Raw genomic sequence first — 19,857 nt, 5'->3', positions numbered from 1 at the left:
TCTCGTGCTCCGCTCCCTCAACACCGGAATCTCCGGCCTGCGCGCCCACCAGAACATGCTGGACGTCACGGGCAACAACATCGCGAACGTCAACACGACGGGCTTCAAGTCCTCGCGCACCCAGTTCCAGGACACGCTGTCCCAGCTCGTCGCGGCGGGTGTCGCGCCGGACCAGCAGGTCGGCGGCGCGAACCCCGCGCAGATCGGCCTCGGCGTCACGACGGCCGCCATCACGACGCAGTTCACGCAGGGCGCCGCGCAGACGACGGGCGTCCCGACCGACCTCATGATCGACGGCGACGGGTTCTTCGTCGTCGAGCGGGGCGGCCAGGCCTACTACACGCGCAACGGCGGGTTCACGTTCGACGGCGCGGGCCGGCTCGTCAACGCGAGCGGCGACCTCGTCCAGGGCTGGACCGCCACCGACGGCGTGGTGAACACGAGCAGCCCGCTCGGCAACCTCACGATCCCCGTCGGGGACGTGATCCCGCCCCGCGCGACCACGGGCGTGACGTTCGGGGGCAACCTGCCCTCGGACGCCGCGGACGGCACCGAGCTCGTGCGCGACGTCGAGGTCTTCGACGCGGCGGGCCGGGCGAGCAAGCTCTCGCTCGTCTTCACGGCCGCCGCCGGCGGCTGGTCCGTGAGCGCCCGCGACGCCGCGACCGGCGCCACGCTCGCGGGCCCGCAGGCCCTCACGTTCACGGGTGGTGCCCTGACCGGCGGCGGGTCCCTCGCCGTCGGCGGCGTGACGGTCGGCCTCGACGGGCTCACCTCGTACGCGGGGCTGTCGAACGTCGCCGTCGCGAGCAAGGACGGCGGGGCCGCCGGGTCGCTCACGTCGTACTCCGTCTCCGGCGACGGCTCGATCGTCGGCCGCTACTCGAACGGCCGGACCGAGGTCCTCGGTCAGGTCGCGCTCGCGACGTTCACCAACGCCGGCGGGCTCGAGAAGGCGGGCGACTCGCTCTTCGCGGCGACGCAGTACTCGGGCGACCTGCTGGTCGGCGCCGCGGGCGACCCGGGCCTCGGCTCGATCACCGCGGGCGCTCTCGAGATGTCGAACGTCGACCTCTCGCAGGAGTTCACCAACCTCATCGTGTCGCAGCGCGGGTTCCAGGCGAACTCGCGCGTGATCACGACGTCCGACGAGGTGCTCACCGAGCTCGTCAACCTCAAGCGCTGACCCGGGCGGGGTGGGGTGCCTCCCGGCCCGACCGGGAGGCACCCCACCGAACCCCGGACCGGACCCCGCACCGACCCCCGACCCGCACCTCCGTCCCGAACCCGTCCGCACCTGACCCGGACCCGTCCCACCCGAAGGGAGAGCCGTGATCGTCCTCACGCGCTTCAGCTCCGAGCGCATCGCGATCAACGCGGACCTGGTGGCCCGCGTCGAGACCAACCCGGACACGCGCGTGACGCTCATCGACGGCTCGCGCTACATCGTGACCGAGCCCATGGAGGTCGTGATCCGCCTCGTCGAGGAGCACAAGGCGCGCGTGCTCGCGCTCGCGCGCTCCCTGCCCGCCCCCGCCGAGCGCGCACCGCTCGAGGTCGTCCGGTCCGCGCCCGACGACGCCCCCGCCCCCGGCGACCGCCCGGTCGCCCTCGCACCCCTGCCCGACACGAGGACGAAGTAGGCCATGGACCCCGCAACCATCATCGGCATCCTCGTCGCGTTCGGCTCGCTCATCGCGATGGTGTACCTCGAGGGGTCGCAGATCACCTCGATCCTGCTCCCGGCACCGATCATCCTCGTCTTCGGGGCGAGCATCTTCGCCGCCGTCGCGTCGGGGACGCTCAAGGACTCGGTCCGGGCCTTCAAGACGCTGCCGCGCGCGTTCACGGGCAAGGCGCCGCGTCCCGCGGAGGCCATCGAGGAGGTCGTCCGGGCCGCGGAGATCGTCCAGAACGACGGCGGCCTGCTCGCCCTCGAGGCCGAGTCCCAGAAGACGGACGACCCGTTCCAGCGCAGCGCGCTGCAGTCGCTCGCCGACGGCTCGGACGCCGAGCAGCTGCGCACCCTGCTCGAGGAGCGGATCGAGACCAAGGCCCGCGAGGACGCCGTCGCGTACGACTTCTTCAACGCGATCGGCGGCTACGCCCCCACGATCGGCATCGTCGGCACCGTCGTCTCGCTGACCCACGTGCTGGAGAACCTGTCCGAGCCCGAGAAGCTCGGGCACATGATCGCCGCGGCGTTCATCGCGACGCTGTGGGGCATCCTCTCCGCCAACTTCATCTGGCTGCCCATCGGCGCGAAGCTCAAGCGCCTGTCCGACCTCGAGATCGAGCGGCTCCACGTCCTCCTGGAGGGCTACATGTCGATCCAGGCGGGCTCGCGCGCCCGGGTCATCGACGAGCGGCTCAAGACGATGGTCCCCGAGTGGTCGTTGCCCGAGGACAAGGCCGCCTGATGGCGCGGCGTCGCAGGGGCGGCCACGGCGGCGGGGGCGGCGGTGGCGGGCACGACACGGGCGGCTCCGGCCGCTGGATGGTGTCGTACATGGACATGGTGACCGTCCTCATGTGCCTGTTCATCGTCCTGTTCGCCATCAGCTCGGTCGACCAGGGCAAGTACCAGGAGCTGAAGTCCTCCCTCGCGGAGGGCTTCGGCAACGTCGAGGACGCCGCGGTCGTCGAGGAGGTCGTCGAGAACCCGGCGGAGGAGCCGGTCGACGTCGAGACGGACCTCGAGCGCGCGCTCGACGAGGTGTCCGACCTCTCGGCGCTGCGCGACGCGATGGCCCGCGACCTCGCCGCGCACGGGCGGTCCGACACGGTCCGGTTCGACATCGACGAGCGCGGGCTCACCGTGCGGCTCGTGTCCGCGGACACGTTCTTCTCGCCCGGGAGCGCGGACCTCACGCAGGAGGCGCGGGCGGTGCTCGACGTCGTGGGCCCGGCGCTCGCGCCGACCGCGCACGAGATCCGCATCGAGGGCAACGCGGACTACACCTCGACCGTGACGTCGGTCTTCCCGTCGAACTGGGAGCTGTCGTCGTCGCGCGCCACCGCCGTGCTGCGCCACCTCGTCGAGCAGGACGGCCTCGCCGAGCACCGGATCGCCGCGGTGGGCTTCGGGTCGGCGCGTCCGCTCGCCGAGGGCACGAGCCCCGAGGCGCTCGCGACGAACCGCCGCGTCGACATCATGGTGCTCTCGTCCGCGCCGGAGGCTGTGCGCGCGCTCATCCCGCAGGTGCTGTCGGGGCAGCTCAGCGCGGCGGACGTCCCGGCCGCGGAGGCGGACGCGCGGGCTCTCGCGCGGGCCGCCGAGACGGCGGGGGAGGCGGGCGCTCCGGGGGAGTGACGCGGCCCGTCGAGCCTGCGCGACGTCGCGCAGGCTCGCGTCGTGCGCGCCTGCATAGGAGCGGTCGTGAGCACGACGACACCCGAGCGGGTCCAGCAGCCCGCACCGAGCCGCAAGGTCGAGGTCTACGACTTCCGCCGCCCGACGACGCTCGTCCGCGAGCACCACCGCATCCTCGAGATGGCGTTCGAGAGCTTCGCGCGCCAGTGGGGCACGCAGCTCACGGCCCGCGTGCGGGTCGTGAGCCAGGTCAACCTCGCCGCGGTCGCGATGCGCACCTACGACGACTACGTCGCCGAGCTGCCCGTGACGACGACGTTCGTCGTGTGCGAGCTCGAGGGGATCGGCCCGCGCGCCGTCCTGCAGTTCCCGCACACGGACGCCCTCACGTGGATCGCCCACATGCTCGGCGCCGGACCGTCCATCCCGGTCGTCGACCGCAAGTTCACCGACGTCGAGCGCACGCTCGTGACGTCGCTGCTCACCGAGACGCTGCGCGACCTGCGCCACTCGATGGGCCGGCTGCTCGAGAACCCCCTGCGGATCTCGTCGATCCAGCACAACTCGCAGTTCGCCCAGGCCGCCCCCACCGCCGAGCTCATGATCGTCGCCGAGCTCGACCTCCGCGTCGGCGAGCGCGCGTGCCGGGCGACCCTCGCCGTGCCGTCGGTCGCGCTGCTCCCGCACCTCGGCGAGGCCAACCCGGCGGACGACCCCGCCGACGCGACCCGGCGCACGCGCCAGCACGTCGCGCGCTCGCTCGTCGACGTCACCGTCGAGCTCACCGGCGCGTCCATGACGCCGACCGAGGTGCTGGACCTCGCCGTCGGCGACGTCGTGCACGTCCCTCACGCCCAGTCCCGCCCGCTCGACGTCATCGTCGACGGCCACGTCCTGGCCCGCGGCGCCGTCGGCTCGTCCGGCTCCCGCCTCGCCTGCCGCATCGTCACCACCGAGGAGAACTGACCCATGAGCACCGCCACCCCGGTCGAGCAGTCCGTCGTCGAGGCCGCGTCCGCCGCCGCCCACGCGCTCGTCGAGCTCGTCCCGACCAGCACCCCGCTGCGCGCGGCCCTGCGCGGCGGCGCCCCCGTCGGCCCGCAGGCCGCACGGGCGGTCGTCGCCTCGTACGTGGGGGACTCCGGCACCGACCTCGCGCTCGCCCTCATCGACCAGGACGCGCTCGCCGACGCCTCCCAGGAGGCGGCGCTCGACGTCACCGACGTCCTGCGCCCCGCCCTGGAGGCCGCGGGGGCGACCACCGGCGTCGGCGTGCTCGGGGAGGTGCGCGTCGCCGACGCGACCGCGCTCTTCGAGGACCCGGAGTCCGTCGTGTTCGAGCTCTCCACGGACGACGGCCCGACGGCGGGCTGGTTCGTCGTGCGTACGCGCCGCGCGCTGCGGAGCCTGCCCGACGAGGCCGTGACCGGTGCCCGGCTCGCGCGCATCTCCAACGTCGAGATGCGTCTCTCCGTCATCGTGGGCCGCACCCGGATGCCGGTGCGGGACGTGCTCAGCCTCGAGCCGGGCGCCGTCGTCGAGCTCGACCGGTCCGCCGGGGCGCCGGCGGACGTGCAGCTCAACGGCCGCACGATCGCCAAGGGCGAGGTCGTGGTCGTCGACGGCGGCGACTACGGGGTGCGCATCACCAAGATCCTCGACGCGGACGACTGACCGGCATGGACGTCACCACCGTGCTGCGCGTCGCCTTCTCGCTGGCGGTCGTGCTCGGGCTCCTGTGGGTCTCGTACCGCGTCGCGAGCAAGACCTCGCGCTCCGCGCCGCGCGGGCGCCAGGAGCAGCTGACCGTGGTCGCGCGCCAGGGGCTGTCGCAGAAGAGCGCCGCGGTCCTGCTCGAGGCCGGGGGCCGGCGGTACCTCCTCGGCGTGACGGAGTCGTCCGTGACCGTCATCGACGGCCCGACACCCGTGCCGTCCGACGTCCCGCCCACCGCGGTCACCGCGGTCACCGCCGCGGACGCGACGCCCGGTGCCCCGACCTCGGACGAGCCGTCGTTCGACGACGCCGTCACCGCGGCACGGCTGTGGCTCGCGCAGCCGCCCGCGAACGGGGACGCCCCGGCGTGGAACGGCGAGCCCGGCTCGGTTCCCGCCGACGTGCCCACCGGCGCGCCCGCCGCCGCGCCCCCGGCCGTCTCGGGGCCTCGGGTCGGGACCCCCGGGACCGCCGTCGTCGTCGCGCGGCCCGCGCCGACGAGCGCCCTGCGCACCTTCCTCGCGCCCGACACGTGGCGCAAGGCCGCGCGGGTCGTGCGAGGAGGTGCCCGGTGACACGCGCCCTCCCGTCGCGCCGCGCGCTGCGCGTCGCGGTGCTCGTCGGGGCGGTCCTGCTCCTCGTCGCCGTCGCGACCGTCCTGCTCGCGCCCCACGCGGGCGCCGCGGTCGTCGACCCGACCGACCCGGCCCCGCCCACCCAGCCGGTCGACCCGCAGGACGGCGGGTCGACGCTCTCGGTGGAGATCAACGGGCCGAACGGCGAGCCGTCGTCGTCCCTCGTGACGCTGGTCGGCATCACGCTGCTGTCGCTCGCGCCGACGCTGCTGCTCATGATGACGTCGTTCACCAAGATCTTCGTCGTCCTCGCCCTGACCAGGAACGCGCTGGGCACCGCCACGGTGCCGCCCAACATGGTCCTCGCCGGGCTCGCGCTGTTCCTCTCGCTGTTCGTCATGTGGCCGGTGTTCGGCGAGATCAACGACGCCGCGGTCCAGCCCTACCTCGACGGCACCACGACCTTCAGCCAGGCGCTCGACGCGGGCGCCGTGCCGCTGCGGGAGTTCATGCTCGCCCACACGCGCGAGGAGGACCTCGCGCTCATGACGCGCGCCGCCGACCTCGAGAACCCGGCGACCCCCGTCGACGTCCCGCTCACGACGCTCGTCCCCGCGTTCGTCATCTCGGAGCTCCGCGCCGCGTTCATCATCGGGTTCGTCGTCTTCGTGCCGTTCCTCGTCATCGACCTCGTCGTCGCCGCGGCCCTCATGAGCATGGGCATGATGATGCTGCCGCCCACGATGATCTCGCTGCCGTTCAAGCTGCTGCTCTTCGTCCTCGTCGACGGGTGGGGTCTCATCACGACGTCGCTCATCGGCTCGTACGGGATGGGTTGACCGTGGAGACCGCCGCCGTCCTCGATGTCGCCACGCAGGCGCTCGTCCTCGCCGCCAAGCTCGCGGCCCCCGTGCTCGTCACGTCGCTCGTCGTGGGGCTCGCCATCTCGATCGTGCAGTCCGTCACGCAGATCCAGGAGATCACGCTCTCGTTCGTCCCCAAGGCGCTCGCGGTCGCCGTCGCGCTCGTCGTGTGCGGCAACTGGATGATCGGCGAGATGGTGACGTTCACGCACGAGATGTTCGACCTCATCCCGTCGCTGCTGAACGGGGGCTGACGTCCCGTGCAGCTCGAGATCGACCTCGCGTGGCTCCAGGCGACGATGCTCGCGGGCGTGCGCATGGCCGCGTTCATGACGATCGCGCCGCCGTTCTCGCACCACGCCATCCCGCGGCAGGTGCGCGCGATCCTGGCGGTGTCGCTCGGGCTCGTGGTCTCCGGTCGTGCCGCCCCCGGGTACGAGGCGACCGGCACCGCGACGTTCCTCGCGCACCTCGTCGCCGAGGCGGTCACGGGCGCGATGCTCGGGACGCTCGTCATGGTCGTCTTCTCGGCGGTCACCGCCGCCGGCGCCCACCTCGACCTGTTCGGCGGGTTCTCGCTCGGCATGGCGTACGACCCCCAGACGAACGTCAACGGGTCGCAGTTCACCCGCCTCTTCGCGCTCCTCGCGGTCGTGCTCATGTTCGTCTCCGACGCGTACCAGCTGATGGTGCTCGGCCTCGCCCGCTCGTACGAGGCCGTCCCGGTGGGAGGCCTGGCCGGCGTCCCGGCGGCGTCGTTCGTCGAGGCCCTCACCGGCTCTTTCGTGGCGGGGCTGCAGATCGCCGGCCCGATCGTCGTCGTGCTCTTCCTGGCCGACGCCGGGCTCGGCCTCGTCAACCGGGTCGCCCCCGCGCTCAACGCGTTCGCGATGGGCTTCCCGCTGAAGATCTTCCTCACGCTCGCGCTCGTCGGGACGGTGCTCGTCGCGCTGCCGCACGTCGTCTCGGTGCTCACGGCCGAGGCCGTCGAGCGCATGGGCGGGGTGGGCTGATGGCCGACTCCACCGAGGAGAAGACCGAGCAGGCCTCCGACCGGAAGATGAAGGAGGTCCGGTCCAAGGGCCAGCTCGGCAAGTCGCAGGACCTCACGGCCTGGGTCGGGGTCGGGATCGCCGGCGCGGTGATCCCGCTGACCGTGAGCGCCGCGGCGCGGGCCGCGACCGACCAGGTGCTGTCGCTGCGCACCGTGATCGAGAACCCCGAGCCCGCGGTCGCGCTCCAGCTCGCGCAGGACGCGCTCGGTTCCGTGGTGCCGACCATGCTGCCGCTCCTCGGGGCGATCGCCGTCGCCGTGCTGCTCGCGTCGGTCGCGCAGGGCGGCCTGCACCTGAAGCGGCTGAGGCCCGAGGCCGACCAGTTCAACCCGATGAGCGGGCTCAAGCGGATGTTCGGGGCGCAGGCGCTGTGGAACGGCGCCAAGGCCCTGCTCAAGACGACGGTCGTCGGCGTCGTGCTCTACGCGGTCGTCCAGTCCCTCATGCCGGTCCTCCTGGCCGCGGGCGGCCTGCCGATCGCGTCGCTGCTCGAGGCGGCGGGCTCCGGCGTGCGCTCGCTCCTGGTCTGGGCGACGGCGGCGGGCCTCACCCTCGCGCTGTTCGACGTGCTCGTCGTGGCACGACGCAACCGCAAGAAGACGCGCATGACCAAGAAGGAGCTCAAGGACGAGAACAAGAGCACCGACGGCGACCCGCTCGTGAAGTCGCAGCGCCGGTCGATGGCGCGCTCGATGACGCGCAACCGCATGATCGCCGCCGTGGCCGACGCGGACGTCGTCGTCGTCAACCCGACCCACGTCGCCGTCGCGCTGCGGTACGAGCCCGGGCGTTCCGCGCCGCGCGTCGTCGCGAAGGGCGCCGACCACGTCGCCGCCCGCATCCGTGAGAAGGCCGAGGAGTCGCGGGTGCCGATGGTCCGCGACGTCCCGCTCGCGCGCGCCCTGCACCGGGCGTGCGACGTCGGGCAGGAGGTGCCCGTCGAGCTCTACATGGCCGTCGCGCGCGTCCTCGCGTTCGTCATGGCGCTCACGCGCCGCGGCGCGGCGGCCTCGTCCGTCCCGCACCGCATGGCCCGCCCGGCGATCGCGCCGGGCGAGTGGCCCGCCGCCGACGACGCCCGGGCCGCATGACGCCGCCCGGCGCAGCCGTCGGCGCGCGCTGCGGCGGCCACGACCTGCATAGGACGTCGCGTCAGCAGCCGCCGACGCCCCGGACCCGGAAGGACCAGCGTTCCGCGTGAAGAACCGATCCCTCGCCATGATCGCCGTGCCGCTCGGCGTCGTCGGCATCGTCCTGCTGCTCGTCGTGCCGATCCCCGCAGCCCTGCTCGACGTGCTCATCATCGTCAACATCCTGCTGTCGCTCGTGATCCTGCTGACGTCGATGTTCGTCAAGAAGCCGCTCGACTTCTCGGTGTTCCCGTCGCTGCTGCTCGTCGCGACGCTGTTCCGGCTGGGCCTCAACGTCGCCTCGACGCGGCTCGTGCTCGGGGACGGCTACGCGGGCGAGGTCATCGGCGCGTTCGGCCACATCGTGGTCGACGGGAACCTCGTCATCGGCATGGTCGTGTTCCTCATCCTCGTCGTCATCCAGTTCCTCGTGATCACCAAGGGCGCGGAGCGCGTGGCCGAGGTCGGGGCGCGCTTCACGCTCGACGCGATGCCCGGCAAGCAGATGGCGATCGACGCGGACCTCAACGCGGGGCTCATCAGCGAGCAGGACGCGCGGGCCCGCCGCGCCGAGATCTCCGCGGAGTCCGACTTCTACGGGGCGATGGACGGCGCGTCGAAGTTCGTCAAGGGCGACGCCATCGCGGGCATCGTCATCACCCTCATCAACCTGCTCGGCGGCATCGTGATCGGCGTCGTCATGCACGGCATGCCGGCCATGGAGGCCGTCGACACGTACTCCATCCTCACGGTGGGCGACGGGCTGGTCACCCAGGTCCCCGCGCTGCTCATGGCGGTCGCCACCGGCATGATCGTCACGCGCTCGAACTCGGGCGAGGGCGACGTCGGCTCGCAGGCGTCGAGCCAGCTCGTCCAGTCCCGGCAGGCGCTCGCCATCGCGGGCGTCGCGGCGTTCGCCATGGCCCTCATCGAGGGCATGCCCAAGCTGCCGTTCCTCGTGCTCGGGGTGGGCCTGATCATCGCGGCCCAGCAGATCAAGGCGAGCCAGCGGCGGGCCGAGGTGGCGCGCGCCGCGGCCGAGCAGATCGAGAAGGAGGGCACGCGCAGCGACGGCACCGAGGACCTCCTCGAGCAGATGCGCGTGCACGCGCTCGAGATCCTGCTCGCGCCCGACCTCGTCGACCTGGTCACCGGCGCGCACGACGACCTGCTCGGACGGGTCCGCGCCCTGCGGCGCAAGATCGCGACCGACCTCGGGGTCGTCGTGCCCCCCGTCCGCACGCGCGACTCCCTGGAGCTCCCGGCGTCGACCTACGCGGTGCGGATCGCCGGCGTCGAGGCCGGTCGCGGCCAGGCGCCGGCCGGCAAGGTCCTCGCGCTCGGCGACGACCTCGCCGCGCTGCCCGGGCTGGCGACCGTCGACCCGGTGTTCGGCATGGACGGCAAGTGGGTCCCGGTGGAGATGCGGCACAGCGCCGAGATGGCGGGCGCCACGGTGATCGACCGGGTCTCCGTGCTCGTCACGCACCTGTCCGCCCTCATCGCCGCGAACGCGGCGCGGCTGCTGTCCCGCGAGGACGTGCGCGTGCTCACCGACGAGGTCAAGCGGACCAACCCGTCGGCCGTCGACGAGCTCACGCCGGCCCTGCTGTCGCTCGCGGAGGTCCAGCGCGTCCTGCAGGGGCTGCTCGAGGAGCAGGTCGCCGTCAACGACCTGCCCCGGATCTACGAGGCGCTCGCGCTCGCCGCGAAGCGCTCGACCGACCCCGAGCACCTCGTCGAGGCGGCGCGCGCGGCGCTCGGACCGGCGATCCCGGCCCGGCACACGGTCGCGGGCACGATCCGGGTCGTGACGATCGCCCCGGCCCTGGAGCAGGCGATGCTCGCGGGCCGCCAGCCCGGCGGCGACCAGGGCACCGCGATCGTCGTCGACCCGGCGCGCCTCGACGCGTTCCGCTCGTCCGTGGGCGAGCGCGTGCAGGCGGCCCGGGCCACCGGCGAGGACGTCGTCCTCGTGTGCGCGCCGTCGCTGCGCGCGGCGGTCCGGCGCCTCGTCGCGACACAGGTGCCCGACCTCGCCGTGCTGTCGTACACCGAGGTGACGGCGGGCAACGCGCTCATCGAGACGGTCGGGGTGGTGAACGATGCCCCGGCGATTGCGGCTCGAGGGTGAGTCCCTCGACGCCGTGCTCGCCCAGGCGCGGCGCCTGCACGGCCCGGACGCGCGGATCGTCTCCGCCGAGCGGGTCATCACGGGCGGCTTCAAGGGGCTCTTCGGGCGGCAGCACTACGAGGCGGTCGTCGAGGTGGGCGACGCGCCGCCCCGGACCGCCGTCGGGCCGGTCCGGTTCCCCGCCGCCCGCCGGGCGGGCATCGCGGCGCTGCTCGACGACGCCGACGAGGGCGACGCGCTGCGCCCGGCGCCGTCGGCCGCGGTCGAGGTCTCGACCCGCGGCGACGACTTCGCGGCGCTGCTCGACGAGCTCGTGGCCGAGACGGCGGAGCCGCCGCCCGCGGCCGTCACCGCCCCGCCCGCGCCCGTGTCGCCGCTGCCGCGCGCGGCGCCGGGCGACCTCGTGGCGCTCGTCGGGCTGGCCGCGGACGTCGTCCCGGCGGCCCGCGCGCTGGCGCAGCGGGAGGGCCTGCTCACGGCCTGCGCGGGCAGCGCGACCGACGACGACACGGTGCGCGTCGACGACCGCCGCGCGGCGACCGAGGCGCGCGCCCGCGGGGTTCGTGCGGCCCGCGCCACGGTCGTGGCCGTCGGGGTGCGCGTGGACGCGGTCGGCGTGGCGCGGGTCCTCGACGAGCTGGGCGCCGAGCAGGTCGCGGTCGTGGTCGACGCCTCGCGCAAGCCCGCGGACACCGAGCGCTGGGTCGCCGAGGTGCAGCGGCTCGTGCTGGTCCGCGCCATGGTCGTGGTCGGGCGCGAGCTGACGACGACGCCCGACTCCGTGCTCGCGCTCGGGCTCCCCGAGCTGCGGCCCGCAGGCTGACCCGGGCCGCGCCCGCATAGGTCCTCCGAACGGTCAGGATGACACGCGGGACGTCAGGAGGACGTGGCGATGCTGGTGCTGGGACGCAAGGTGGGAGAACGGATCCTCGTCGGCGACGACGTCGTGGTCACGGTCGTGTCGGTGGGCCGGGACGGGGTGCGCGTCGGGATCGACGCGCCCCGCGAGGTGCGGGTCCACCGGGCCGAGATCGTCGACCAGGTCGCCGCGGACAACCGGGCCGCCGCGCTCGGGGCGCCCGGGGGCGAGGCGCGCGCCCGCGCGCTGCTGGGGCTCGACGCGCGCTCCTGACGCGCCGCACGGGGCCCGCGGCGGCGGAGAGCCGCCGTCGGGGGTGCCCGTCCCGTCGGGAGGCCCGCCGAGCGCTACCCGCGGCCCCCGCGCCCGTCGCGGTCGCCGCCGTGGCCCCGGTCCTGCCGGCCCGCGTCCTTGTCGGTGCGCCGGTCGTCGCGGGTCTGCGGCTGCGGCTTCGCCGTGCCCGGCCGGGACGAGCCGCGCGCCTCGTCGGACCGCGGTGCAGGACGGTCGGGCTTCGGCTGAGCCGGGCGCGTGACGGGCGGCCCCGGTCGCGCGGGCACGGGCGTCGGTGCGGGCCGAACGGCCGGCGCGGGCTTCGGCGTGGGCTTCGGCGACGGCTTCGCCGCAGCCGGGGGTGCGGGCTGAGGTGTAGCAGCCGGTGCGGGTGCCGGCGCCGCTCCCGAGCCGGGGGCGGGAGCCGGTGCGGGCGTCTCCGGGACGGCCGGGCCCGGTGCGGCCGGCACGACCACGGGCAGCGGCTCGACCACGGGCTCGCCGCCGGGCTCGTCGGCGGGCACGTCGACGGCGTCGTCCACCCGCGCACCGACCGGCTCGTCCACCGGCTCGACGGCGGGTGCCGGCGACGGCGCCAGGCCCGTCAGCACCGGGGAGGACAGGTCGAGGCGGACGGACGCGGCGCCGGCGCCGTCGAGCGGCGCCCACGCGGTCGAGCCGGTCCCCGGGGTCGTGCCCAGGAGCACCTGCTCGGGCCGTACCGAGACGCCCGGGCCACCACCGACCTCGTCCTGCGCGGGCGCGACGACGACCCCGAAGGCGAGCGTCGCGGCCGAGAGCACCGCGGCGGCGCCCCAGCGCACGGGACGACCCGGGCCGCTGGAGCGCGCGCGTCCCCGTACCCCGGGCACGCGGCGACGCTCCCGGCGTGCGGGGGTGCGCGCCGGCGAGACCGTCCCTGCCGACCGGGACGTCGGGAGCGGGCGCGTGGCGGTGGCCTCGTCCAGCGGGTGCGGCGTGGGCGGGAGCCCCACCGCCACGGCACCCGCGCGGACGACCTCTCGCGGCGCGGGACGGTCCACGACGGCGGCGGTCTCGCGGAGCAGCAGCAGGGCCGCGCGGTCGGCCGCGAGGCGGTGGCGGTACGGCGGGACGGCGACCGCGCCCTCCGCGGCCAGCGCGCGCACCGCGCGCAGGGCCTCGAAGCGCACCGTGGGCGACCAGGCGCGGCCCTCGGGCGGACGGCGACCGGCGACGAGGTCGTCGAGCACGGCGCGCTGCGCGTCGGTCACCGCCCGCAGCGCGGCGACCTGGTCCGTCCCCGAGACCCCCGCGGCGCGCACGTGCCGCCGGGCGTCGCGCGCGAGCCCGACGGCGTGCGCGGCGACCAGGCCGTCCACCGCGCGCTCGCGCTCGCCCTCCGGCACCGTCGCGGCGACGACGCGTGCGTCCTCGACGACCGAGCGTCGAGACCCGGGTCCCTCGTCAGACATGTCCTGCTGCCCCCTGTGCTCCTGCGCCCGCCTGCGGCCGCCCCCTGGTCCCCGTGCTCGCCACGGTGCGGTTCTCCTGCTCGCCGCGGTACGCCGCGGGCCTCCCGGCAGGTGCGGGTCGTGGAGCGACGCTCGCGCTCACACGCTGTCCACGGCGTCGAGGACGATGCCGACGTCCCGGAGGTGCTGCGCCGCCAGCACCCGGACCCGGTCGATGTGGGCGACGGTCCGGTGCCGGGGGAGACCCAGCGTCCGGGCGATCCACACGACCGTGTCGTGGCCCGGTAGCGGCCCGCCGCCCCCGTACGCCTCGGACATCCAGAGCGCCGCGACCCGTCCGCGGACCGGGTCCTCCGCGTGCGCCGCGTCGACGACCGAGCGGACGAGCGCCGGGACCTCGACCGCGTGCAGCACGCAGTCCGCGTGCGCGTCCGTCGTGCGCGCGGAGTCGAGGGCCTCGTCGAACGACAGCGCGCCGCGCAGCACGAGCTCGTCGGCCTCCGTCACGACCATGCCCTGCCGGACGACGTCGGCCCGGTGGGCGCCGAGGCGCTCGTTCGTGGCGCGGACCGCCTCCTCGACCGAGGGTGCCGCGCCGCGCAGCGCGGCGAGCTCCGACCGCGTGCGCGCGAGCTCGCGGCGGCGACGCTGCGCGGCCACCATGCCCGACGCCGGCGCGGTCGCGTGGTCGAGGAACGAGCGGACCCGGGGCCGGGCCGTGTAGACGACGATGGCGAGGAACGAGCGCATGCTGCGCAGGTACGCCGGGTCGCGCCGGGACCGCTCGAGCATCTCCCAGGCGGTCTCCACGACGATCGCCGCGACGTCGTCGAGGTGCTGAGCCGCGGGCACCGAGTTGGTGCGGCACAGGCGCGCCGCGATCCGGCGCCACTGCGTCGCGTGGGCGGCGAGGAGCGCCGAGACCTCGGCGCGGTAGCGGTCGTCGTCCTCGATCGCGACGACGCGGGCGACCTCGTGCCGGAGCGCCCCGGGGTCGTCGTCCTCCTGCGGGCCCTCGTCGACGGCACGCACGGGACGCGCGTCGCGCGCCCGCTGCGGGCGCGGGTCGAGCAGGGTCCGGTCGGTCACGGTCCAAGCATGCGGACCCGGAGGGGCTCCTGGCGCGCGGGACACCGTCTTTCACACCGGACTTCACCCTCGGGGGCCCCGGGCAGCGGGTGATCTCCGCACGCTTCGCCCGCCGCGGGTGTTTCGCGGACGTCGCCACGGTGGGATGCTGTCCTCGGCGACGGGCTCGCCGGCTGGACAGGGCAGGACGAGATCAGGAGGTGGACCGGGTGCACGCAGCGTCCTGCGCTTCGACGGCGTCGCCGTGCCGGGCCGCCGACGCCCCGGGCGGGGTGGTGTCGCGGTGACCCCGGAGGAGGACGGCGCCGGCGCGCCGTGGGACGACACGACCTGGGCCATCTGGGCCGTGGGCCTCGTGGAGCCGCTCATCGACCCCGACGACCGGCTCGCGACCATGGCCGCGATGCGCGCGCAGGCGAAGGCGCACCCGCTGCGCGCCGTGACGCTCCTCGCCGGCGCCCTCACCGACCTCCTGGACTCGTTGCCCGACGACGACCCGTGGCGCCACCTGGACCCCGCGACGTTCGGTACGTACCGGGACGGCCTGGACCTGGTCCCGTCGGAGGCCGTCGTGATCGCCGAGGACATCGGCCTCGCGGCGCTCGCCCGGCCGCTCGGGCACGGCGGGGCGCGGGTCATGAGCGAGGCGCAGCACGGGTGGGAGAACGCCGCGCACGCGGCGAACGAGCTCGAGGACCCGGTGCGCACGCTCACGCGCGCCGTGGCGTGGGCCGCCTGGCGCCGCCGCGTGTACGTGGGCGAGGACAGCTACCCCGTCCTCGTGGTCTTCTCGTGGCTGCCGCGCGCGGCGCTCATCGCCGCGGGGCGCGAGATCGACGACGACCTCGCGCGCGCCGAGATGCGCGCGTCCGCGAAGATCGTCGACGACCTCGTCTGACCGGCCCGGGCCTCAGCGCCCGTCCGTGCCGCTCGCGGGCAGGGGACGCTGGGCCGGGAGCAGCCCCAGCTCGATCCCGCGGGCGAGGGCGTCCTCGCGCCGACGCACCCCGAGCTTCCGGTAGATCGAGCGGAGCTGGCTCTTCACCGTGTTCACGGACACGGTGAGGCTCCGGGAGACGTCGACCGCGGTCGCGTGCCGCATGAGGGTGTCGAGGACGACGACCTCGCGGTCGGACAGGGGCTGGGGGAGGTCGACCGTCGCGGCGAAGAGCTCCGGCACGGGTTCCGCGTCCCCGATGAGGCGCTGCGCCGTCTGGTCCTTGCTCCGTGCCGCGAGCTCGACGAGCGTGAGGAGGTCGTGCCGGGCGGGGAGCGCGAGGGCGAACCGCAGCCGTCGGTCCTCGGCGACGCCGGCGAGCTTGTCCAGGGCGTCGCGCGCCTGCGTCTCCTCCTCGGCGTGCGTGAGGGCGGCGGCGAGCAGGACGGCGTGCGCGGCCCGCAGGCGTGGCGCGGCGGTCCGCGGCGGCGTGTGCGCGACGAGCACGTCCCGCGCGGTGCTCCACCGGCCGGTGAGCAGGGCGACGTGGGCCCGCAGCAGCCAGGTGAGCGACGACGTCGCCGGGGCGACCTTGAGCCAGGAGTGCACCGCGCCGACCTGGCCGCGCGCGAGCCCGAGCAGGCCGCTCACGTAGTCGAGGTGGTCGATGTCGCGCGCGGAGATGCGGCGGCGGCCGCGCTCGGACTCGATGTAGCGGCGCAGCCGCTCGATGCCCAGGGCCGGCTCGAAGGACACCAGGTCGACGTAGGCCTGGACCGTGGCGACGACCGGGCGGGTCTCGAGCGTCGCGAGGTGCGGTCGCAGCACGTCGAGGTGGGCCTGGGCGCCGCGGGCGTCGAAGCGCTCGAGGCACACGATCGCGCGGGCGATGCGGTACAGGTGGTCGTCGCGCCCCGCGCGGACCTCGGCGTGGGGCGACGCCTCGATGACCTCGAGGTCGCGCACGGCCTCCGGCAGGTCCCCGCGGAGCGCGAGCACGAGCGCACGCAGCGACAGGCCGTAGAGCGTGCGCGGGTCGACGGCGGGGGAGCCGCCGAGGTCCTCGAGCGTGGCGAGCGCCTCGTCGTCCGCGCCCGCCCGCGCGAACGACATCGCGACCTCGGCGCGGAGCCGGGGCAGCTCGCGCACGAGCTCCCGGCGCTCGTCCACGCCCAGCTCGTCGAGCGTCTGCCGAGCCCGGCGCGCCGGCTCGAGCGCGCGCTGCGTCGCGTTCGTGGAACGCAGCGCGACGCTCTCGAGCACGTCCAGGACGACGCGTTCCGTCGTCGAGGTCGCCCTCGCCCGGGGGCGCAGGGCGGCCAGCGTCAGCTGGTACGTCTCGATCGCCTCGGTGCGCTCCCCGGGGACGCTGTCGTGGTGGATCGCGAGGGCCCCGGCGAGCAGCGGCCAGCGCCGCAGGTCCGTCTGCGGGAGGCCCTTGAGGACGTCGAGGCGGGCCAGCGCCTGCGGCTCGAGCAGCTCGCCCCAGTACCGCGAGACGGCCGAGGACGCGAGCCCGAGGTCGCCCGCGCCGACCGCGTGCCGCAGCGCCTCGACGGGATAGCCGTTCGTCAGGTACCAGCGTGCGGCGGCGAGCTGGGCGAGCCCCCACTCGTCCGGGTGCTCCTCGCGGACGCGCTCCGCCACGAACGTCCGCACCACCGGGAACAGGACGAAGACCCGGCCCGCGGGACGTCGCTCCCACGCACCCAGCCCGCGCTCCTCGAGCATCCACAGCAGCTGCGGTGCCGCGGGCTCCCGCGTCAGCGCCACGGCGAGGTCGGCGGTGAGGACGTCCGCGACCGCGCACCGCCGCAGGACCTGCTCGAGCCGAGGGCGCTCGGCGCCCTCGAGCTGCTTCTCGAGCGCGGCGCGCAGCAGCTCGTCGGCGACCTGGACGTGCGCCGGGGTCCCGTGGGAGCCGGCCATCTCCGCGGCGAGCATCGCGACCCGCAGGTACAGCGGCTGGCCGCCGGTGAGGACGTGCGCCTCCGCGGGGTCGAGGTCCACGCCCGCCTGGCGCAGCATGCGGGCCGTCTCGTCCCGGGTCAGCGGCAGCTGGTCCGCCGTGATGACGGTCCGGTCGAGCTCGAGCCCGACCGATGCGGCCTCCAGGGGGGAGACCGTGCTCGTGGCCACGGCCACGGAGAGGTTCGGGCACAGGCGCAGCAGGGCGAGGACGTCGTCGTGGACCGCGGCGTCCGTGACGTCCTGGTAGTCGTCGATGACGACCACGACCTCCCCGGGCACCGCGAGGAACGCGTCGGCCAGCCGGCCGGGCACGTCGTCGGGGGCGAGCTCCGCGGGACCCAGCGCGGCCTCGAACGCCACGAGCCCGGCGCGCGCGGCGCGTCGCGCGACCGCGCGCCAGAGGTCCGTCCGGGACATCTCCGGGATGACGGACAGCCAGAGACCCGGCGTGGCCCGGCGTCGGGACCACTCGGCGAGGAGGGAGGTCTTGCCCGCACCTGCGGGGCCGCGGACCACGCGGAGAGCGGCGTCCACCTCGAGCCGGTCGAGCAGGCGCTCGCGGACGAGCTCGGTGTGCGGGGGGCGTGGCGCCCCGTACAGACGGAACGTCGTCGTGTCCGTCACCGACATGCTGCCTCCGTGCTTCCCCCGCTCCACGGGCGGGCGGGCGGACGGCGGCGAACCGCGTCCGGCCACGGCTCCGCCCCGAGAGCCGGCACCGCGCCGTGATCCGCTCTCACCCTAGGCGAGGAGGTGCGCCGGTTCTCGGGGAAGGCGGGTGAAGCGCTCGAACCAGGTCGCCCGCGGCTCCCGCCACCCCGGACGAAACGGGACGCCCGCGGACGATGCGGACAGCGCGGCCCCTCGCGTGCATAGGGGCCTCGGGCGCGTCCACCCGCGGACGCGACCGGAGAGGAGCCGCACGCCCATGTCTGTGCACCGGGCCCGCCCACGGACCGCGCTCGCTGCGGTGCTGGTGGGCGCCGTCCTGGTCGGCGCGTCCACGACGGCCCACGCCGCCCCGGTCGCCAGTGCCACGGCAGACCCGGGCGTCGCGCCCGTGGCGACGGAGACCCTCGCGCGGGTCGCCGAGGACGGCCGGCCCGGTGCCGCGGATGCGGCGACGTCCACGGCTGCGGCCGGAGCCGACGGCACGGGCCCCGACGCGGCATCCGGCACGCACCCCGGCGCGGGCACGGACTCCGGCTCCGGCGCGGGCGCCGGCACCGTGGGCGTCGGGCCGGTCGTGCCTGCCGTGCCCGGCGCTCCCGTGCCGGACGGACCGGAGCCTCCCGCGCCCGGGTCGGCCGCTCCGGAGGAGGGCGCGTCTCCCTCCGTCCCCGCTCCCGACCCGGCGGCCCCGGAGGAGGGCGAGACGCCCCCCGGCCCCGACCCCACCGTGCCCGACGGCGGGCCCGCGCCCCGCGTGGTCGTGCTGCCGCCGGTCCTCGTCCGCGCGGCGGCCGGGGACGCGGTCTACCTCGTGCCGGTGGTCGAGGGCGTGCGCTGGTCCCTGGGCGGCGAGCCGATGACGTGCACCGTGGTCGTGGTCGACGGGTACCGGACCGTCGAGGCGCCGCGGGACGGCGGCGTCCTGCGGGCGACGGCCGTGGCGGAGGACGGCCACGTGCTGCAGCTCCCGGACGGGCGGTCCGCCGCCGAGGCGGTCACGGAGCTGCTCCCCGTCGTCACGGCGGCGCTCCCCGCCGCGCAGGACGGCCCGGGTAGGGCGGACACGTACACCGTGCCCGACGCCGAGGGCCTCGTCGTCCGCGACGCGACCGGCGCGGTGCTCCCGCCCGGCAGCACGCACGCCGTCGAGGGGTACCTCGACCACGTGGCGCGCGTCGTCCTGACGCTCTCCCCGGCCGCGGGCCTGCGGCTCGCGGCGGAGGGCGCGGCGGAGCCGGTGCTGCCGGGGTCGGACGGGTCGCGCGCCGTCGAGCTCGTGTTCTCCGGTCTCACCGAGGTCCGGGCGCCGACGCCCGTGGTCGTCGCCGCGCGCCCGGGCGCGGTGGCCGCGGTCGAGGTGCCGCGGGCCGACGGCGTGGAGTTCGTCCTCGACGAGCGGGTCCTCGCCCCGGGCCGCCATCCCGCCCGGGGCACGGTGACCGTGACGGCGCGCGCGCTCGACGGCTACGTCCTCGTCGGCGAGACGTCGTGGGAGCTCGTGCTCGACGGGCCGGCCGTCCCCGAGGCGCCCGCCGCCCCGCCCGCGTCGCCTGCTCCGGCCGCCCCGGCGCCCGCTGCGACACCGGACGCGTCCGCGCCGACGACGGCGGACGGGCCCGCGCTCGACCTGGCGCCGGTGGTCGGCACGGCGGACCCGTCGGGCGCCGTCGTCGTGGCCGCGGGCGGGGCGCCCGCCGCGGTGCCACCGGCCCCGCCGCGCGGCGACGCCGGGTTCGACCTGCTCACACTGGTGCTGGGCGGGGCGCTCGTGTCCGGGGCGTGGGTGCTGCGCGCGCGCCGCGACCAGACGGCCTGA

General features: G+C 75.5%; 19 protein-coding genes. 16 read left to right on the top strand and 3 right to left on the bottom strand.

Annotated features, from left to right (window positions below; all coding sequences use genetic code 11):
• Positions 1 to 4: 4 nt before the first annotated feature.
• The 14 genes from MT994_RS06235 to csrA all read left to right on the top strand — a co-directional run bounded on the left by MT994_RS06235 (position 5) and on the right by csrA (position 11,918).
• On the top strand, positions 5 to 1,186 hold the full coding sequence (locus MT994_RS06235) for a flagellar hook protein FlgE (RefSeq protein WP_354805559.1): 1,182 nt from the start codon (positions 5 to 7) through the stop codon (positions 1,184 to 1,186).
• 145 nt (positions 1,187 to 1,331) lie between these two features.
• Positions 1,332 to 1,643 carry a flagellar FlbD family protein gene (locus MT994_RS06230; RefSeq protein WP_034652796.1) on the top strand — a complete coding sequence of 104 codons (312 nt, stop codon included), beginning with the start codon at positions 1,332 to 1,334 and terminating at the stop codon, positions 1,641 to 1,643.
• 3 nt (positions 1,644 to 1,646) lie between these two features.
• Entirely contained in the window at positions 1,647 to 2,420 is a 774-nt protein-coding gene (locus MT994_RS06225; protein ID WP_021483317.1) for a MotA/TolQ/ExbB proton channel family protein, read from the top strand.
• Positions 2,420 to 3,313, top strand: a complete 894-nt coding sequence (locus MT994_RS06220) for a flagellar motor protein MotB (RefSeq protein ID WP_081895843.1) — start codon at positions 2,420 to 2,422, stop codon at positions 3,311 to 3,313. The genes MT994_RS06225 and MT994_RS06220 overlap by 1 nt, the downstream gene beginning before the upstream one ends.
• A 66-nt stretch (positions 3,314 to 3,379) precedes the next feature.
• Positions 3,380 to 4,279, top strand: coding sequence for a flagellar motor switch protein FliM (locus tag MT994_RS06215; protein ID WP_061266698.1), 900 nt, complete (start codon positions 3,380 to 3,382; stop codon positions 4,277 to 4,279).
• 3 nt (positions 4,280 to 4,282) lie between these two features.
• Positions 4,283 to 4,987 carry a flagellar motor switch protein FliN gene (gene fliN / locus MT994_RS06210; protein ID WP_194522097.1) on the top strand — a complete coding sequence of 235 codons (705 nt, stop codon included), beginning with the start codon at positions 4,283 to 4,285 and terminating at the stop codon, positions 4,985 to 4,987.
• A gap of 5 nt (positions 4,988 to 4,992) precedes the next feature.
• Positions 4,993 to 5,604, top strand: a complete 612-nt coding sequence (locus tag MT994_RS06205) for a flagellar biosynthetic protein FliO (RefSeq protein WP_354805557.1) — start codon at positions 4,993 to 4,995, stop codon at positions 5,602 to 5,604.
• Complete coding sequence (gene fliP, locus MT994_RS06200; protein ID WP_076403290.1) at positions 5,601 to 6,443, top strand: flagellar type III secretion system pore protein FliP; 843 nt, start codon at positions 5,601 to 5,603, stop codon at positions 6,441 to 6,443. Before MT994_RS06205 ends, fliP begins: the two co-directional genes overlap by 4 nt.
• 2 nt (positions 6,444 to 6,445) lie before the next feature.
• Entirely contained in the window at positions 6,446 to 6,721 is a 276-nt protein-coding gene (gene fliQ / locus MT994_RS06195; RefSeq protein ID WP_021482560.1) for a flagellar biosynthesis protein FliQ, read from the top strand.
• Between the two features lie 6 nt (positions 6,722 to 6,727).
• The gene (locus MT994_RS06190) at positions 6,728 to 7,480 is read left to right on the top strand and encodes a flagellar biosynthetic protein FliR (RefSeq protein WP_034652780.1); all 753 of its coding nucleotides are present in this window, start codon (positions 6,728 to 6,730) and stop codon (positions 7,478 to 7,480) included.
• Positions 7,480 to 8,613 carry an EscU/YscU/HrcU family type III secretion system export apparatus switch protein gene (locus MT994_RS06185; protein WP_076403286.1) on the top strand — a complete coding sequence of 378 codons (1,134 nt, stop codon included), beginning with the start codon at positions 7,480 to 7,482 and terminating at the stop codon, positions 8,611 to 8,613. The genes MT994_RS06190 and MT994_RS06185 overlap by 1 nt, the downstream gene beginning before the upstream one ends.
• Positions 8,614 to 8,740: 127 nt before the next feature.
• Positions 8,741 to 10,786, top strand: coding sequence for a flagellar biosynthesis protein FlhA (locus tag MT994_RS06180; RefSeq protein WP_043657039.1), 2,046 nt, complete (start codon positions 8,741 to 8,743; stop codon positions 10,784 to 10,786).
• Positions 10,758 to 11,609, top strand: coding sequence for a hypothetical protein (locus MT994_RS06175; RefSeq protein ID WP_354805555.1), 852 nt, complete (start codon positions 10,758 to 10,760; stop codon positions 11,607 to 11,609). The genes MT994_RS06180 and MT994_RS06175 overlap by 29 nt, the downstream gene beginning before the upstream one ends.
• Positions 11,610 to 11,678: 69 nt before the next feature.
• Complete coding sequence (gene csrA, locus MT994_RS06170) at positions 11,679 to 11,918, top strand: carbon storage regulator CsrA (protein ID WP_194522100.1); 240 nt, start codon at positions 11,679 to 11,681, stop codon at positions 11,916 to 11,918.
• A 74-nt stretch (positions 11,919 to 11,992) separates the two neighbouring features.
• On the opposite strand, the gene MT994_RS06165 is transcribed toward csrA, so the two are convergent.
• Complete coding sequence (locus MT994_RS06165) at positions 11,993 to 13,372, bottom strand: hypothetical protein (protein WP_354805553.1); 1,380 nt, start codon at positions 13,370 to 13,372, stop codon at positions 11,993 to 11,995.
• A gap of 138 nt (positions 13,373 to 13,510) precedes the next feature.
• Entirely contained in the window at positions 13,511 to 14,461 is a 951-nt protein-coding gene (locus MT994_RS06160; protein WP_211932026.1) for a hypothetical protein, read from the bottom strand.
• A 283-nt stretch (positions 14,462 to 14,744) separates the two neighbouring features.
• Here MT994_RS06160 and MT994_RS06155 point away from each other — a divergent pair, with 283 nt between their 5' ends.
• Positions 14,745 to 15,359, top strand: a complete 615-nt coding sequence (locus MT994_RS06155) for a hypothetical protein (RefSeq protein WP_021483189.1) — start codon at positions 14,745 to 14,747, stop codon at positions 15,357 to 15,359.
• Between the two features lie 12 nt (positions 15,360 to 15,371).
• On the opposite strand, the gene MT994_RS06150 is transcribed toward MT994_RS06155, so the two are convergent.
• On the bottom strand, positions 15,372 to 17,999 hold the full coding sequence (locus tag MT994_RS06150; RefSeq protein WP_354805551.1) for a LuxR C-terminal-related transcriptional regulator: 2,628 nt from the start codon (positions 17,997 to 17,999) through the stop codon (positions 15,372 to 15,374).
• 298 nt (positions 18,000 to 18,297) lie between these two features.
• Between MT994_RS06150 and MT994_RS06145 the strand changes: the two genes are divergently transcribed.
• A complete protein-coding gene (locus tag MT994_RS06145) occupies positions 18,298 to 19,857 on the top strand; it encodes a hypothetical protein (RefSeq protein WP_354805549.1) in 1,560 nt (519 codons plus the stop codon).

It is taken from the genome of Cellulosimicrobium sp. MI9406, assembly GCF_040595865.1.
Classification (GTDB): Bacteria; Actinomycetota; Actinomycetes; order Actinomycetales; family Cellulomonadaceae; genus Cellulosimicrobium; species Cellulosimicrobium funkei.
The sequence above is the reverse complement of the archived record's forward strand: the minus strand, read 5'-3'. Positions and strand labels throughout refer to the sequence as shown.